Genomic DNA, 14,401 nt, shown 5'->3' on the forward strand with positions numbered 1-14,401 from the left:
GCGGATTCGACTCGCCCCCATACCCCTTTCGGGTTCCGTTCGTTGGGCTCTGTGGACCTCGCACGCGCAGCGCCGGGCAGGCTGACCGCCGACCCGCAGACCCGAAGGACGAGCCGTCATGCCCCGCACCCTCCCGCCGCTGTCCGGCGGCCCGCACGGACCCGAGGCCCTGCGGCCCCTGCTCGACACCGTCCTCACCGCCCTCACCGACGGCGCCCACCAGCGCAAGGGCCCCCTCCCCGCCGGCGGCCCGGCGCCCGTCGCCACCGCGCTCCACGCCGCGGCGACCCCCGTACTCCCCGACACCGGCACCGACCCGCACACCGCCCTCGCCACCCTCGTCACCGCCCTCGCCGCGGGCGCCGCCGACCCCGCGCACCCGCACTGCGCCGCCCACCTGCACTGCCCCCCGCTCGCCGTCGCCACCGCCGCCGACCTCGCCGCGAGCGCCCTCAACCCCTCGCTCGACTCCTGGGACCAGGCCCCCGCCGCGACCGCGCTCGAAGAGCACGTCACCCACACCCTCGCCGCCGAGATCTACCCCCAGGCCGTCGCCGCCCAGGCCCTCGTCACGACCGGCGGCACCGAGGCCAACCAACTCGCCGTCCTCCTCGCCCGCGAAGCCGCGCCCGACCGCGCCCCGCTCCTCCTGCACGGCGCCAACGCCCACCACTCGCTGCCCCGCGCCGCCTGGCTCCTCGGCCTCCCCCCGGCCCACCGCATCCCCACCCCCACCGGGCGCCTCCACCCCGCCGACCTCCGCACCGCCCTCGAAACCCACCGGGGCCGCCCCCTCCTCGTCGCCGCCACCGCCGGAACCACCGACGCCGGACTCATCGACCCCCTCGACGAACTCGCCGACCTCTGCGAGGAATCCGGCGCCCGCCTCCACATCGACGCCGCCTACGGCGGCCCCCTCCTCTTCAGCCCCACCCACCGCCACCACCTCACCGGACTCGACCGCGCCCACACCGTCGCCCTCGACCTCCACAAACTCGGCTGGCAGCCCGTCGCCGCCGGACTCCTCACCACCCGCGACCCCCACGACCTCACCCCCCTCACCCACCAGGCCGACTACCTCAACGCCGACGACGACACCGACGCCGGACTCCCCGACCTCCTCGGCCGCTCCCTGCGCACCACCCGCCGCCCCGACATCCTCAAGGTCGCCGTCACCCTCCGCACCCTCGGCCGCGAAGGACTCGCCCACCTCGTCGACACCGTCCAGGACCAGGCCCGCACCCTCGCCGCCCTCATCACCGCCCGCCCCCACCTCGACCTCTGGGCACCCCCCACCCTCAGCACCGTCCTCTTCCGCCCCGCCCACGCCACCGACCACGACCTCGCCCGGCTCCGCCGCACCCTCCTCACCGAAGGCACCGCCGTCCTCGGCCGCGCCCGCGCCGACGGACGCCTCTGGCTCAAGGCCACCCTCCTCAACCCCCACACCACCCCCCAGGACCTCACCGCCCTCCTCGACCTCGTGGAAGGACACACCCCCCGATGAACCTCCAGCCCCGCCCCTTCCGAAGCCACCACGACACCCCCGCCGTCCCCCCGCCCCGCGCCGCGGAACCCGCCGCCGCCACCGAGGAACCCGAACCCCCCCGAGACCGCCCCCGCCCCCGAACCGCCCGCCCCCACCCCCACCGAGACCCCCCTCGACCTCGCCGGAATCGGCATCGGCCCCTTCAACCTCTCCCTCGCCGCCCTCGCCCACCACCTCCCCACCGGCACCGCCCCCCTGCGCACCGCCTTCTACGAGCAACGCCCCGCCTTCCACTGGCACCCCGGCCAGCTCATCGACGGCACCACCCTCCAAGTCCCCTTCCTCGCCGACCTCGTCACCCTCGCCGACCCCGGCAACCCCTGGACCTTCCTCAACTGGCTCAAAGCGAACGACCGCCTCTACCCCTTCTACTTCGCCGAGCGCTTCCACATCCACCGCGCCGAGTACGACGCCTACTGCCGCTGGGTCAGCGAGAACCTCCCCGGACTCCACTTCTCCCACCAGGCCGACGCCGTCCGCTGGAACGCCGACCGCTCCTGCTTCGAGATCGACTACACCCAGCTCGACGCCGACGGCGAGGCCCACGCCCTCGGCCGCACCCACACCCGCAACCTCGTCCTCGGCGTCGGCACCGCACCCCACATCCCCGAACCCCTGCGCCCCCTCGCCGAAGCCCCCCACGTCCCCGTCGTTCACTCCGCCGACTACCTCGGCCACCGCGAACGACTCCTCACCGCCCGGCACATCACCGTCATCGGCTCGGGACAGTCGGGCGCCGAGATCTTCCTCGACCTCCTCCGCCACCGCACCCCCGGCCACGAACGCCTCACCTGGCTCGCCCGCACCCCCGCCTTCGCCCCCATGGAGTACTCGAAACTCGGCCTCGAACACTTCACCCCCGACTACACCCGCTACTTCCACGCCCTCCCCGAGGCCACCCGCGACCAGCTCACCGGCCGGCAGTGGCAACTCCACAAGGGCATCGACACCGAGACCATCGCCGCCATCCACGACGAGCTCTACCACCGCACCCTGAACGGCGGCTGGCCCGACGCCACCCTCACCCCCGGCGTCAGCGTCCGCACCGCCGGACGCGTCGCCACCACACAGATCGAACTCCACCTCGAACACCGCGAACAAGGCACCCGCTCCCGCCTCACCACCGACGCCGTCGTCCTCGCCACCGGCTACCGCGAACGCCCCCTCGACCAGCTCCTCGCCGGACTCGACCCCTACCTGCGCCGCGACAACGCCGAACGCCCCCGCGTCGACGCCCACTACCGCCTCCACCTCGACGAGGCCATCACCGCGACCGGCTCCCACGTCTACGTCCAGAACGCCGAACGCCACACCCACGGCGTCGGCGCCCCCGACCTCGGCCTCGCCGCCCACCGCAGCGCCACCATCCTCAACGCCCTCACCGGCACCACCCCCTACCCCCTCCCCACCCGCACCGCCTTCACCACCTTCGGCCTCACCCCCCAAGCCGCCCCGACCCCCCGCCCGCACCACCTCGTCCGCCTCAACGAACAGCCCTGAACACGCCGCACACGCGAACGGCCCCGGGGGAGAGAAACCCCCGGGGCCGCACGCACTCCGGCTCAGAAACACCGGCCTCCCTGACCGGACACCGGCACTCCGGCTCAGAACACCGGCACGCCCTCCCGCACCAACCGCCAGTCCACCCCCGCGAAATCAGCCGGATCGATCGTCCCCGCCTCCCGCACCCACGCGATGATCGTGTTGCGGATCTCCTCCGAATTCGCCCACACCTGCGTCGACGTCGGCACGTGCGGGAAGTTCCCGCCGCCACTCGCCCGGTAGTTGTTCACCGCCAGCACGAACCGCGCGTCGTCCGCCACCGGCGCACCCCCGAAGGACAGGCCCACGATCCGCGCGCCCACCTCCTTCGAGACGTCGATGTCGTACGCGACACCCGACACCACGTCGTAGTTGTAGTCCGGCGTCCCGTCCGCGTTCGTCAGCGCCGCCGGATCGACCGGCGCCCCCACCGCCGTCCGCACGAAGAACTTCGCCGAGTACTCCAGGTACTCCTTCAACTGCGCACCCGTGATCAGCCGCGCCTCCAGCGTGTTCTCGAACGTGTACAGACCCGCCGCGTCCCGGATCGTCACGTCCCCCGCAGGGAACCGCGCCGTACGCGAGAAAGGCGACGCCTGCGACAGCACGGGCAGCTCCGCGTACTCCCCGCCCGCCAGCGCGCCCCGCACCGTCTCCGCCTGCACATGGTTGATCAGATCGACCATCGGAACGTCCTTGTACGTCCCCTCCGCGGTCGACATCTCCACCACCGACGAACCGATCACCTGGTTCACGTACGCGACCACCTCACGGTGCTCCTTCGCGAGCAGCCGCGTGATCCGTACGTCCTCCTCGACCTCGTTCGAGTTCAGCACCCGCGAAGCCACCCGCTCCACCGACCACCGCCCCCGCTCCCACACCAGCGAGAAATCGAAGACCGACAGCCGCTGCCCCCACTTCAACGGCTCCGAGAGCACCACCTCACGCCCCGACTCCGCGTTCACCACACGCCGCTCCGGGATCTCCACATGCGCGTGACCCACCAGGATCGCGTCGATCCCCGGCACCCGCTCCGCCACCCGCGCCGCGGCGTTCTCCACGTACGGCAGCTGATCACCCCACGACGAGGAACCGTCCGCACCCGAGTGCGCCGCCACCAGCACCACGTCCGCGCCCATCGACCGCAGCTTCGGCACCCAGTACGCCGCCTGCTCCTCCAGCCCCGGGAACTTCAGCTTCCCCTGCACGTTCACCTTGTCCCAGATCGCGATCCCCGGATTCGTCAACCCGAGCACCGCCACCCGCACATCCCGCCCGTGCGGCGTTCGCAAGCGCTTCATCACGTACGGACGGAACGCGGGCCGCCCCGAGCGCGCGTCCACCGCGTTCGCGCCCAGCAACGGGAAATCGCACTGCTCCTCGAACTTCCGCAGCACCTCGATCCCGTAGTTGAACTCGTGGTTCCCCAGCGCCGCCGCCTCGTACCCGATCGCGTTCATCGCCTTCGCCATCGGGTGCACCGGACCCCGCCGCGCCGTGATCGGGTCGATCCGCGCGTAGTAGTACGAGAGCTGCGTGCCCTGGATCGTGTCGCCCGCGTCGATCAGCAGCGTGTTCCCCCGGCCCTTCTCCTTCCGCAGCCGGTTCACCAGCGTCGAGATCTTCGCGAGGCCCACGTCATTGTGCTGCGCGTCGTCGTACTCCTTATCGGTGAAATAATCCCAGTTCATCGCATTGCCGTGCAGATCCGTCGTCCCGAGTACCGAAAACCCGTACCGCCGCGGCTCCCTGCCCCCTCCACCCCCCTTCGCGGCCTCCGCCGGCGCCGCCGCGCCCAGCGCCACCGCCGCCCCGGTCGCCGCCGAAGCCCCCAGGAACACCCTGCGCTCCACGCTCATCACGCACACCCTCTCGTCCAGAATCCGGAACAACGCGCGTAGATGATGGCCCGAAACGCCAATCCCGCAACACCCCCGCCACGTTGCGATCAGATGACCACCACCGGCACCACCCCGCCCCCCGCTCATCGGAGGCCGCACCCGCTCATTCAACATTTGTCAAATCCCGTGCACCCAGAGGCCGTTGGCTCGTCACCCCCGCCCAGCCCCCTACCCACCGGTAAGCCCTAGGCTCAGACCATGCGCCGAGCGAAAATCGTCTGCACCCTGGGCCCAGCCACCGACTCCTACGACCAGATCAAAGCCCTGGTCGAAGCCGGAATGGACGTGGCCCGCTTCAACCTCAGCCACGGCAGCTACGCCGAACACGAGGAGCGCTACCACCGCGTCCGCGAGGCCGCCGAGGAGACCGGCCGCAGCGTCGGCATCCTCGCCGACCTTCAAGGACCGAAGATCCGCCTCGGCCGCTTCAGCGAAGGCCCCGTACTCCTTGAACGCGGCGACACCTTCACCATCACCACCGAGGACGGCTACCTGGGCGACCGCACCAGCTGCGGCACCACCTACGCCGGACTCGCCGCCGACGTCACCCCCGGCGAACGCGTCCTCGTCGACGACGGCAAGGTCTGCCTCCAGGTCACCGCCGTCGAAGGCCCCCGCGTCCGCACCACCGTCGTCGAGGGCGGCATGGTCTCCGACCACAAGGGCCTCAACCTCCCCGGCGTCGCCGTCTCCGTCCCCGCCCTCTCCGAGAAGGACATCGAAGACCTCCGCTGGGCCCTGCGCACCGGCGCCGACGTCATCGCCCTCAGCTTCGTCCGCAGCGCTCGCGACATCGTCGACGTCCACCGCGTCATGCGCGAGGAAGGCCGCCGCCTCCCCGTCATCGCCAAGGTCGAGAAGCCGCAGGCCGTCGAGAACATCGAGGAGATCGTCGACGCCTTCGACGGCATCATGGTCGCCCGCGGCGACCTCGGCGTCGAGATGCCCCTCGAAGCGGTGCCGCTCGTGCAGAAGCGGGCCGTCAAACTCGCCAAGCGGAACGCCAAGCCGGTCATCGTCGCGACCCAGATGCTCGACTCCATGATCGAGAACAGCCGGCCGACCCGCGCGGAAGCCTCCGACGTCGCCAACGCCGTGATCGACGGCACCGACGCCGTCATGCTCTCCGGCGAGACCAGCGTCGGGAAGTACGCCGTCGAGACCGTCCGCACCATGGGGCGCATCGTGGAGGCCGCCGAGGAGGAGATCCTCGACAAGGGACTGCCGCCCCTCACCGACCGCAACAAGCCCCGCACCCAGGGCGGGGCGGTCGCCCGCGCGGCGGCCGAGATGGGCGACTTCCTCGGCGCCCGCTTCCTCGTCGCCTTCACGCAGTCCGGCGACACGGTCCGCCGCCTGAGCCGCTACCGCTCCCCGATCCCGCTCCTCGCCTTCACCCCCGACCCGGCGACGCGGGCGCAGCTCAATCTCTCCTGGGGTGTGGAGACGTTCCTCGGGCCGCACGTGGACTCCACGGACGCGATGGTCGAGCAGGTCGACGACATGCTCCTGAAGCTCGGCCGCTGCGAGCGGGGCGACGTCGTCGTGATCACGGCGGGCTCCCCTCCGGGCGTCGCGGGCACGACGAACCTGGTGCGGGTGCACCACATCGGCGAGGACGACGCCCCGAAGTAGCCGAGAGCGGCGAGGCGGGGGTGACCGGGCTCGCGGTCACCCCCTTTGCCGTTCCCCCGGGCACCTCTCCCGACAGCCGTCCCGGTCGCTGCTCCGGTACCGGTCTCAGTACTTGGGACCGATGTGAGCGTCCATGAGGGCGACGGAGGCTTTGCGGGCGACGGAGATGTTGTACTTGTTGGCCGCTTTCCATGCGACGCCGAGTTCGTCGAGAGTGGCGCAGTACAGCCGACGGATATCCGCCGACTTGTTGGTGAAGAAGTAGCGCGGGTATTCGTACCGCTTCGGTTCCCCGTTCACCGTCCGTACAGTCCAGTTGGTGACGCGGCAGCCGTCGGAATGGACGAGGCCGCGCACGAATTCCCAGGGGAATTCGGTGACGACGTCCTGTTGCCAGTCGGCGAGGCTGATCGTGCGGTCGTGTTTCTTTCCCGGGCCGTGCTGGGGGAAGAGGCAGGCCCAGTGTTTGCTGCTGCTGGAGACGGCGGTGCAGCCCGCACACGGCGTGCGCCACACGCTGTTCTGCGGGAGCACGGCGCGGAGGGCCGCCTCGCAGGCGTCCTGGAGACCGGGCCAGGCGTCGGCACAGGCGATACGGAGGGTGTGGACGCCCTTGGCGGAGCGGCTGAGGCAGCCGTCGCCCAGGTAGAGGCCGAGCAGGTAGGAGTAGGCGGCGGGGTCGGCCGGCGCGGTGGGGAGGTCCTGGCAGCGGCAGCAGGTCGCCGCCGCCCGTACCGGCTCGCCCCGCTCGCGCCAACCGCGGAGCGAGGAGCGGGATATGCCGGTCTGTTTGCTCACGGAGTTGATGCTGCGGCCTTGATCCACGAGGGCCAAGGCATGGGTGCGGACTGCTCGGGCGTACATGGAAAAACAATGCGGTGCCCGGTGCGGGCGAAAGAGAAAAAGGGCATGAAAAAGCCCGATCGAGTGAACCTCGATCGGGCTTCGCTCAGCGAGACACGTACCCCGGGTCGGACTCGAACCGACACTGGATGGGTTTTGAATCCATTGTCTCTCACCAATTGGACTACCGGGGCTTATGGGTCGAAGGCTCCCTCGCCCCACTGGCCGTAAGGCTACCCCACGTAGGTACCCTGTTTCCAGCAGTCCCCTGCCCTATAGAGGAGCCCCCGTGAGCGCCCCCGAGCCCGAGTCGTCTTCCGCTGCCGCCGCCGCCCACGGCGAGTCGTCGCATGTGCCGCCCCTCACCACCCGTGTCGTCATCGCCGAGGACGAGGCGCTCATCCGGCTCGATCTCAAGGAGATGCTGGAGGAGGAGGGGTACACCGTCGTCGGGGAGGCCGGGGACGGGCAGCAGGCGGTGGAGCTGGCGCGTGAGCACAAGCCGGATCTCGTGATCCTGGACGTGAAGATGCCCGTCCTCGACGGGATCTCGGCGGCCGAGAAGATCGCCGAGGAGTCCATCGCCCCCGTGCTGATGCTCACCGCGTTCTCGCAGCGCGACCTCGTGGAGCGGGCCAGGGACGCGGGCGCGATGGCGTACCTCGTGAAGCCGTTCAGCAAGAGCGACGTGGTCCCGGCGATCGAGATGGCGGTCTCGCGGTTCACGGAGTTGCGGGCGCTGGAGAAGGAGGTCGAGGACCTCTCGCAGCGGCTGGAGACGCGCAAGCTCGTGGACAGGGCGAAGTCGGTGCTGCAGACGGAGTACGGGCTGACGGAGCCGGCCGCGTTCCGGTGGGTCCAGAAGACGTCGATGGACCGGCGGATGTCGATGCGGCAGGTCGCCGAGGCCGTGATCGAGGACGCGGCGGAGAAGAAGGCGGCAAAGGAGCAGAAGGACAAGTAGCCGCCCGTACGCCGCCGCGGGCACGGACGGCGAAAGGGGCGCCCACCGCGTGGTGGGCGCCCCTTTCGCGTACCGGCGAGCAGCCCGCGCGGGTACCGCCGCGGGCGGGTCAGTCCTCGCCGAGGTACGCCTTGCGGACGGACTCGTCGTGGAGGAGGTCGGAGCCCGTGCCGCTCAGGACGATCGTGCCGATCTCCATGACGTGCGCCTGGTCGGCGAGGGAGAGCGCGGCCTGCGCGTTCTGCTCGACGAGCAGGATCGTGGTGCCCTGTTCGCGCAGTTCGCGGATGGTCGTCATGATCTTCTGCATCATGATCGGCGAGAGGCCCATGGAGGGTTCGTCGAGCATGAGGAGCTTCGGCTTGGACATGAGGGCGCGGCCCATGGCGAGCATCTGCTGTTCGCCGCCGGAGAGCGTGCCCGCCGCCTGCCTGCGGCGTTCCCCGAGGATGGGGAAGAGGTCGTAGGCGTGCTGGATGTCCTTGGCGATGCCTTCGGTGTCCTTGCGGAGGAAGGCGCCGAGGCGGAGGTTGTCCTCGATGGTCATGCGGGGAAAGATGTGGCGGCCTTCGGGGGAGTGCGCCAGGCCGAGCGCGACGATCTGGTCGGCGCGGTACTTGTGGAGCGGTTGCCCGTCGAAGGTGATGGTGCCGGTGAGGGGTTTGAGGAGTCCGCTGAGGGTGCGCAGGGTCGTGGTCTTGCCGGCGCCGTTGGTGCCGATGAGGGTGACGACCTGCCCGGCCTCGACGGTGAAGCTGATGCCCTTGACGGCTTCGATCTTGCCGTAGGCGACGCGGAGGTTGTCGACTTCGAGGAGCGCGGTCACTTGCCGTCCTCCTTCGTGGTGCGGGGGGTCTCGGTCTTCGTGGCCGCGGCTTCGGCGGCCTGGACCTCGGCGAGCGCCTCGTCCTCGGGGGCGGTGTCCATCGGGGTGCCGAGGTAGGCGGCGATGACGCGTTCGTCGGCCTGGACGATGTCGGGGGTGCCTTCGAGGAGTTTCTGCCCCTGGACGAGGACGGCGACGCGGTCGCTGAGGTTGAAGATGAACCGCATGTCGTGCTCGATGACGAGGACGGCGGTGCCCTGCTCGCGGATGGCGAAGACGAGTTCCTCGGTGGCGCGGGTCTCCTGGGGGTTCATCCCGGCGGTGGGTTCGTCGAGGAGGAGGAGTCCGGGGTCGCTGGCGAGGGCGCGGGCGATCTCCAGCTTGCGCTGCTCACCGTAGGGGAGGTTGCGCGAGAGGTGGTCCGCCTTGTGGGCGAGGCCGATGAACTCCAGGAGTTCCATGGCGCGTGCGGTGGAGGCGGCTTCGGCGCGCCGGAAGCCGGGGCCGCGCAGGAGGGCGGAGAAGAGCCCTTCGCGGGTGCGGGTGTGGCGGCCGACGAGGACGTTCTCCAGGACGGTCATGTTGGCGAAGAGCCGGATGTTCTGGAAGGTGCGGGCGATGCCGGCCTTGGTGACGAGGTGGGGTTTGGGCGGGAGGGTCGTGCCCTTGTAGGCGACGCGGCCCTCGGTGGGGACGTAGAGCCCGGTGAGGCAGTTGAAGAAGGTGGTCTTCCCGGCGCCGTTGGGGCCGATGAGGCCGACGATCTCGCCGGTGTTGACGGTGAGCGAGACGTCGCGTACGGCGGTGAGGCCGCCGAAGCGCATGGTGACGCCGGTGGCTTCGAGGACCGCGGTGCCGGTGGGGGCGGGGGTTGTCGTCGTGGTGGTCATGGTGGTCAGGCCCCCGCTTTGGTGACGCCGGTCGCGGCCTCGGGTGCGTTCTCCCCGGTCAGGCGTTGTTCCGGCACGGCGAGTTGGTCGTTCTCGTGGAATTCGAGCTGCTTGCGGCGGTCGGGGACGATGCCCTCGGGGCGCAGGCGCATGAGGAGGATGAGGGCGAGGCCGAAGAGCAGAAGCTGGTACTTCTGCATGAATTCGAGCTTCTCCGGGATGAGGAAGAGCAGTGCGGCGCCGATGAGGGGGCCGGTGATGGTGCCCATGCCGCCGAGGATGACGGCGGCGATGAGGAAGGCCGAGTTGGGCGGGGCGGTCCCGGCGAACTGGTACTGCTCGGGGGTGACGCTGTAGTTGACGTGGGCCTGGACGGTGCCCGCGAGTCCGGCGAGGGTGGCGCCGAGGGCGAAGGCGAGGAGTTTGAGGCGGAAGCCGTTGATGCCCATGGCGGAGGCGGCGGTCTCGTCCTCGCGGATGGCGACCCAGGCGCGGCCGATGCGGGACTGCCCGGAGCGGTGGAAGACGAGGAGGACGATCGCGGTGAACAGGAGCATCAGCAGGAAGTAGTTGCCGGACCTGCCGAGGGGGAGTCCGAGGACGTCGTGGGCCTCGCCGAACTTGAACCCGAAGAGTTCGAGGTCGGGGATGTTGGGGACGCCCTGGGAACCGTTGACGAGGTCGGGGCCGCTGTTGCCGTTGAGGTTGTTCATGGTGATCCGGAAGATTTCCCCGAATCCCAGGGTGACGATGGCGAGGTAGTCGCCGCGCAGGCGCAGGGTCGGTGCGCCGATGACGACGCCGAAGATGAGGGAGACGGCGGCGCCGGTGAGGACGGCGAGGGGGAAGGGGAAGTGGACGCCGATGCTGGACTGGGGCGAGCCGGAGACGAGTGCGGCGGTGTAGGCGCCGACGCCGAGGAAGGCGACGTATCCGAGGTCGAGGAGTCCGGCGAGGCCGACGACGACGTTGAGGCCGAGGGCGACGGTGGCGAAGATCAGGATGTTGGTCCCGATGAGCGCGTAGGTGTCGTTGTCCTGGGTGAAGGGGAAGCAGATCGCGGCGACGAACATCGCGGCGAGGCTGACGGAGCGGTGGCGTGCGGTGAGGCCGGCGAGGCGGCGGAAGAGTCCGGCGCGTGCCAGGGAGAGGGCGCCGAGGGCGACGAGGATGAGGTAGCCGATGAAGAGTTCGGAGTTGGCGCTGTCGATGTCGATGCCGTACGTGAAGACGTAGAGGGCGAGTCCGAAGGCGACGGCGATGAGGAGGATGTCGGCCCAGGCGGGGAGGGTGCGGCTCGGTGCGCGGGGGGCCGGGGCCTTGAGGGTGTGGGTGAGGCGGGCCAGTGCGGTGTCGCCGGGCTGGGGGTCGTAGGGGGTGTCGTCGGGGAGGCCGAAGGCGGCGGCGACGGCGACGAGGGAGCCCACGAGGGAGATCCAGGCGCCGGGGTCGAGGGCGATGAGCCCGTCGAGTTCGACGGCGATGGCGATGACGGTGTAGAGGGTGGCGGTGAGGGTGCCGAGGGCCATGAGGCGTACGGCGCTGTGCGGGCCGCCGGGGGTGAGCCAGCGCAGTCCCGGGGTGCCGAGGGCGGCGAGGGCGAGGAGCGCGGTGAGGAGAGCTCCGGTGAGGGTGATGAGCTGGAGGCCGCCTGGATAGCCGTTGACCGTGAGGTTGCCGGGGAATTCCTCGGTGTAGGTCCAGGAGAGGAAGGTGCCGGCGAAGGCGATGAGGGCGCCCGCGAGGGTGCCGTAGCGGGCGGCGGGGGCGGGGAGTTTCAGCAGCTGGGTGTCGGTCATGGTGTTCACGCCCTGTCCGCGACGCGTTCGCCCAGGAGACCCTGGGGCCTGATGAGAAGGACGACGATGAGGAGCACGAAGGCCCAGACGTCCTTCCAGGCGCCGCCGCCGAAGAGGTCCATGCCGGGGACGTCGCCCATGTAGCCGGTGGCGAGGGATTCGGCGATGCCGAGGACGAGTCCGCCGAGCATGGCTCCGTAGAGGTTGCCGATGCCGCCGAGTACGGCGGCGGTGAAGGCTTTGAGGCCCATGATGAAGCCCATGCGGAAGCCGATCTGGCCGTTGTGCAGGCCGTAGCCGACGGCGGCGACGGCGGCGAACGCGGCACCGATGGCGAAGGCCATGACGATGATGCGGTCGGTGTTGATGCCCATGAGCTTGGCGGTGTCGGGGTCCTGGGCGGTGGCCTGCATGCCGCGTCCGGAGCGGGTGCGGTTGACGAACCAGCCGAGGGCGATCATGCAGACGGGCGCGGCGATGATGACGAAGAGGTCGCCGCGCTGCACGGTGGCGCCGAGGACGTGGAAGGGGTCGCCGTGGAACTGGGGGAAGGAGATGTCGGACTTGGCGTCGGGGTAGAAGGCCCAGACGAGTTGCTGGAGGAAGAGGGAGAGCCCGATGGCGGTGATGAGGGGGGCGAGGCGGGGGGCGCCGCGCAGGGGGCGGTAGGCGAAGCGTTCCGCCGCGGTGCCCACGAGGACGGAGCAGAGGATGCCGCCGAGGATCATGAGGGGGATGACGGCGGCGAGCGAGGAGCCGTCGGGCAGGAGGGTCCAGACGGTGTAGGCGCCGAATCCTCCGATCATGAATATCTCGCCGTGGGCGAAGTTGATGAGCTGGACAATGCCGTAGACCATCGTGTAGCCGATCGCGATGAGTCCGTACATCGCGCCGAGGATGAGTCCATTGGCCAGCTGTTGCGGCAGTTCGTGCACCGCAGGGCCTCCGTGGAGTGGTCGGATAAGGGTGCGCCGCGCGGGACGCTGTGTGCATCCCGCGCGGCGTGGTGGGGTGCCCGGTGCCGGGCGGGTGGGGCGGGGTGACGGGCGCTCGGGGGCCGTGGGTGGGGCCCCTCAGCGGGTCACGGCTTGTAGACCTCGCTCTTCTTGGGCACCCACTTGCCGCCCTCGACCTGGTAGGCGGTCATCATCGTGTTGGTGGTGTCGCCGTACTCGTCGAAGGAGATGTCGCCGGTGACGCCGGAGAACTTGACGGTGCTCATGGCTTCGAGGACCTTGGCACGGGCGTCGGAGGGGAGCTTGCCGTCGTTGTCGGCGGCGACCTTCTTGACGGCCTCGATGATGGACCAGGCGGCGTCGTAGGTGCCGCCGCCGTACGCCTCGTAGCCGTCCTTGTAGCCGGCGGCGTCGTAGTCGGAGATGAACTTCTTCGCCGAGTCGAGCTGTTCGACGGGGGCGCCGACGGAGGTCGCGAGGTCGCCCTGGGCCTTCTTGTTGAGCTTGATGAAGTCGGCGGCGTAGATGCCGTCGCCGCCCATGAGGGGGATCTTGGCGCCGCTGTCCTTGAGCTGCTGGCTCAGGGGGCCGGCGGCGGGGTACTCGCCGCCGTAGTAGACGGCCTTGGCGCCGGTCTTCTTGACCTTGGCGACGACGGAGTTGAAGTCGCGGTCGTCGGGGTTGATGTGGTCGGCGCCGACGATCTTGCCGCCGAGCTTGGTGAAGGTGTCCTTGAAGGAGGCGGCGAGGCCGGCGCCGTAGGTCTTCTGGTCGTCGATCAGGTAGACCTTGTTGATCTTCGCCGTGTCGTGGAGGTACTTGGCGGCGAAGGAGCCCTGGATCTGGTCGGTCGTCGCGGTGCGGAAGAAGGAGGCGAAGGGGCGCTTCTTGTCGCCGCTCTTCCAGTTGTCGCCCTGGGTCAGCTCGGTGCCGGTGTTGGCGGGGGAGACCTGGGTGAGCTTCGCGTCGTTGAAGGGCTTCTGCATCGACTGCGAGACGTTGGAGTTCAGCGGGCCGACGACGCCGAGGACGTCCTTGTTGCCGATGAACTTGGTGGCGTTCTGCTGGCCGATGGTCGGCTGGGCCTGGTCGTCGAGCGCCTGGATCTTGAACTGGAAGCCGGGAACGAGGTCCTGCTTGTTGGCGATCTTGGTGGCGAGTTCGGCGGAGTTGCGGATGCCGAGGCCGAGGGCGGAGAGGTCGCCGGTGATGGGTGCGTCGACGCCGATGACGACGGTGGTCTTCTTGCCGCCGCTCGAACCGCCCTTGTCGTCGCCGGAGTCGTCGTCGCGCGAGCCGCAGGCGCTGAGGGTGAGTGCCCCGGTGGTCAGGACGGTGGTGAGGATGAGCAAGGAACGGTGTCGCACGGATGGGTCCTTTCCCTGGCGCGGCCTCCTCGCTGGAGGTGCCGTGTCGATCGCGCCGGGCAGGACGGTGGTGCTCGGTGGTGCGGTGGTGCTCGGGGTGGTGCTGCCCGGCGTAATGGTGACTGGCCG

11 protein-coding genes and 1 tRNA gene are annotated in these 14,401 nt (G+C 70.0%); 4 read left to right on the top strand and 8 right to left on the bottom strand.

Annotated features, from left to right (window positions below):
- The first annotated feature begins 118 nt into the window (after positions 1–118).
- A complete protein-coding gene (locus STTU_RS26060) occupies positions 119–1,507 on the top strand; it encodes a pyridoxal phosphate-dependent decarboxylase family protein (protein ID WP_043256389.1) in 1,389 nt (462 codons plus the stop codon).
- A gap of 168 nt (positions 1,508–1,675) precedes the next feature.
- Positions 1,676–3,049, top strand: coding sequence for a lysine N(6)-hydroxylase/L-ornithine N(5)-oxygenase family protein (locus STTU_RS26065; RefSeq protein ID WP_052862424.1), 1,374 nt, complete (start codon positions 1,676–1,678; stop codon positions 3,047–3,049).
- A 104-nt stretch (positions 3,050–3,153) separates the two neighbouring features.
- Here STTU_RS26065 and STTU_RS26070 read toward each other — a convergent pair whose 3' ends face one another.
- Positions 3,154–4,950, bottom strand: coding sequence for a bifunctional metallophosphatase/5'-nucleotidase (locus STTU_RS26070; RefSeq protein ID WP_043256391.1), 1,797 nt, complete (start codon positions 4,948–4,950; stop codon positions 3,154–3,156).
- Positions 4,951–5,190: 240 nt separating this feature from the next.
- Here STTU_RS26070 and pyk point away from each other — a divergent pair, with 240 nt between their 5' ends.
- Entirely contained in the window at positions 5,191–6,627 is a 1,437-nt protein-coding gene (gene pyk / locus STTU_RS26075) for a pyruvate kinase (protein WP_007828413.1), read from the top strand.
- A gap of 105 nt (positions 6,628–6,732) precedes the next feature.
- On the opposite strand, the gene STTU_RS26080 is transcribed toward pyk, so the two are convergent.
- Together STTU_RS26080 and STTU_RS26085 are read right to left on the bottom strand one after the other, a co-directional pair.
- On the bottom strand, positions 6,733–7,491 hold the full coding sequence (locus STTU_RS26080; RefSeq protein WP_043256394.1) for a helix-turn-helix domain-containing protein: 759 nt from the start codon (positions 7,489–7,491) through the stop codon (positions 6,733–6,735).
- A 98-nt stretch (positions 7,492–7,589) separates the two neighbouring features.
- A tRNA-Leu gene (locus STTU_RS26085) sits at positions 7,590–7,664 on the bottom strand.
- A gap of 95 nt (positions 7,665–7,759) precedes the next feature.
- Between STTU_RS26085 and STTU_RS26090 the strand changes: the two genes are divergently transcribed.
- Positions 7,760–8,434 carry an ANTAR domain-containing response regulator gene (locus STTU_RS26090; RefSeq protein WP_007828417.1) on the top strand — a complete coding sequence of 225 codons (675 nt, stop codon included), beginning with the start codon at positions 7,760–7,762 and terminating at the stop codon, positions 8,432–8,434.
- 109 nt (positions 8,435–8,543) lie between these two features.
- Here the strand turns inward: STTU_RS26090 and STTU_RS26095 are convergent, their stop codons facing one another.
- The 5 genes from STTU_RS26095 to STTU_RS26115 all read right to left on the bottom strand — a co-directional run bounded on the left by STTU_RS26095 (position 8,544) and on the right by STTU_RS26115 (position 14,257).
- Positions 8,544–9,260 carry an ABC transporter ATP-binding protein gene (locus tag STTU_RS26095; RefSeq protein WP_010261231.1) on the bottom strand — a complete coding sequence of 239 codons (717 nt, stop codon included), beginning with the start codon at positions 9,258–9,260 and terminating at the stop codon, positions 8,544–8,546.
- Positions 9,257–10,150, bottom strand: coding sequence for an ABC transporter ATP-binding protein (locus tag STTU_RS26100; protein WP_007828421.1), 894 nt, complete (start codon positions 10,148–10,150; stop codon positions 9,257–9,259). Before STTU_RS26100 ends, STTU_RS26095 begins: the two co-directional genes overlap by 4 nt.
- A 5-nt stretch (positions 10,151–10,155) precedes the next feature.
- On the bottom strand, positions 10,156–11,949 hold the full coding sequence (locus tag STTU_RS26105; protein ID WP_007828422.1) for a branched-chain amino acid ABC transporter permease: 1,794 nt from the start codon (positions 11,947–11,949) through the stop codon (positions 10,156–10,158).
- Between the two features lie 5 nt (positions 11,950–11,954).
- On the bottom strand, positions 11,955–12,884 hold the full coding sequence (locus STTU_RS26110) for a branched-chain amino acid ABC transporter permease (protein WP_007828426.1): 930 nt from the start codon (positions 12,882–12,884) through the stop codon (positions 11,955–11,957).
- A 146-nt stretch (positions 12,885–13,030) separates the two neighbouring features.
- Positions 13,031–14,257 (bottom strand): branched-chain amino acid ABC transporter substrate-binding protein, encoded by a 1,227-nt coding sequence (locus STTU_RS26115; RefSeq protein WP_043256396.1) that lies wholly within the window; start codon positions 14,255–14,257, stop codon positions 13,031–13,033.
- Between the last annotated feature and the right edge of the window lie 144 nt (positions 14,258–14,401).

It is taken from the genome of Streptomyces sp. Tu6071 (assembly GCF_000213055.1).
GTDB lineage: Bacteria > Actinomycetota > Actinomycetes > Streptomycetales > Streptomycetaceae > Streptomyces > Streptomyces evansiae.

Bases quoted from the DNA above. Each gene is read 5' to 3' on its own strand.
- STTU_RS26060 (WP_043256389.1), top strand. From the start codon at position 119: ATGCCCCGCACCCTCCCGCCGCTGTCCGGCGGCCCGCACGGACCCGAG.
- STTU_RS26070 (WP_043256391.1), bottom strand. From the start codon at position 4,950: ATGAGCGTGGAGCGCAGGGTGTTCCTGGGGGCTTCGGCGGCGACCGGG.
- pyk (WP_007828413.1), top strand. From the start codon at position 5,191: ATGCGCCGAGCGAAAATCGTCTGCACCCTGGGCCCAGCCACCGACTCC.
- STTU_RS26080 (WP_043256394.1), bottom strand. From the start codon at position 7,491: ATGTACGCCCGAGCAGTCCGCACCCATGCCTTGGCCCTCGTGGATCAA.
- STTU_RS26100 (WP_007828421.1), bottom strand. From the start codon at position 10,150: ATGACCACCACGACGACAACCCCCGCCCCCACCGGCACCGCGGTCCTC.
- STTU_RS26105 (WP_007828422.1), bottom strand. From the start codon at position 11,949: ATGACCGACACCCAGCTGCTGAAACTCCCCGCCCCCGCCGCCCGCTAC.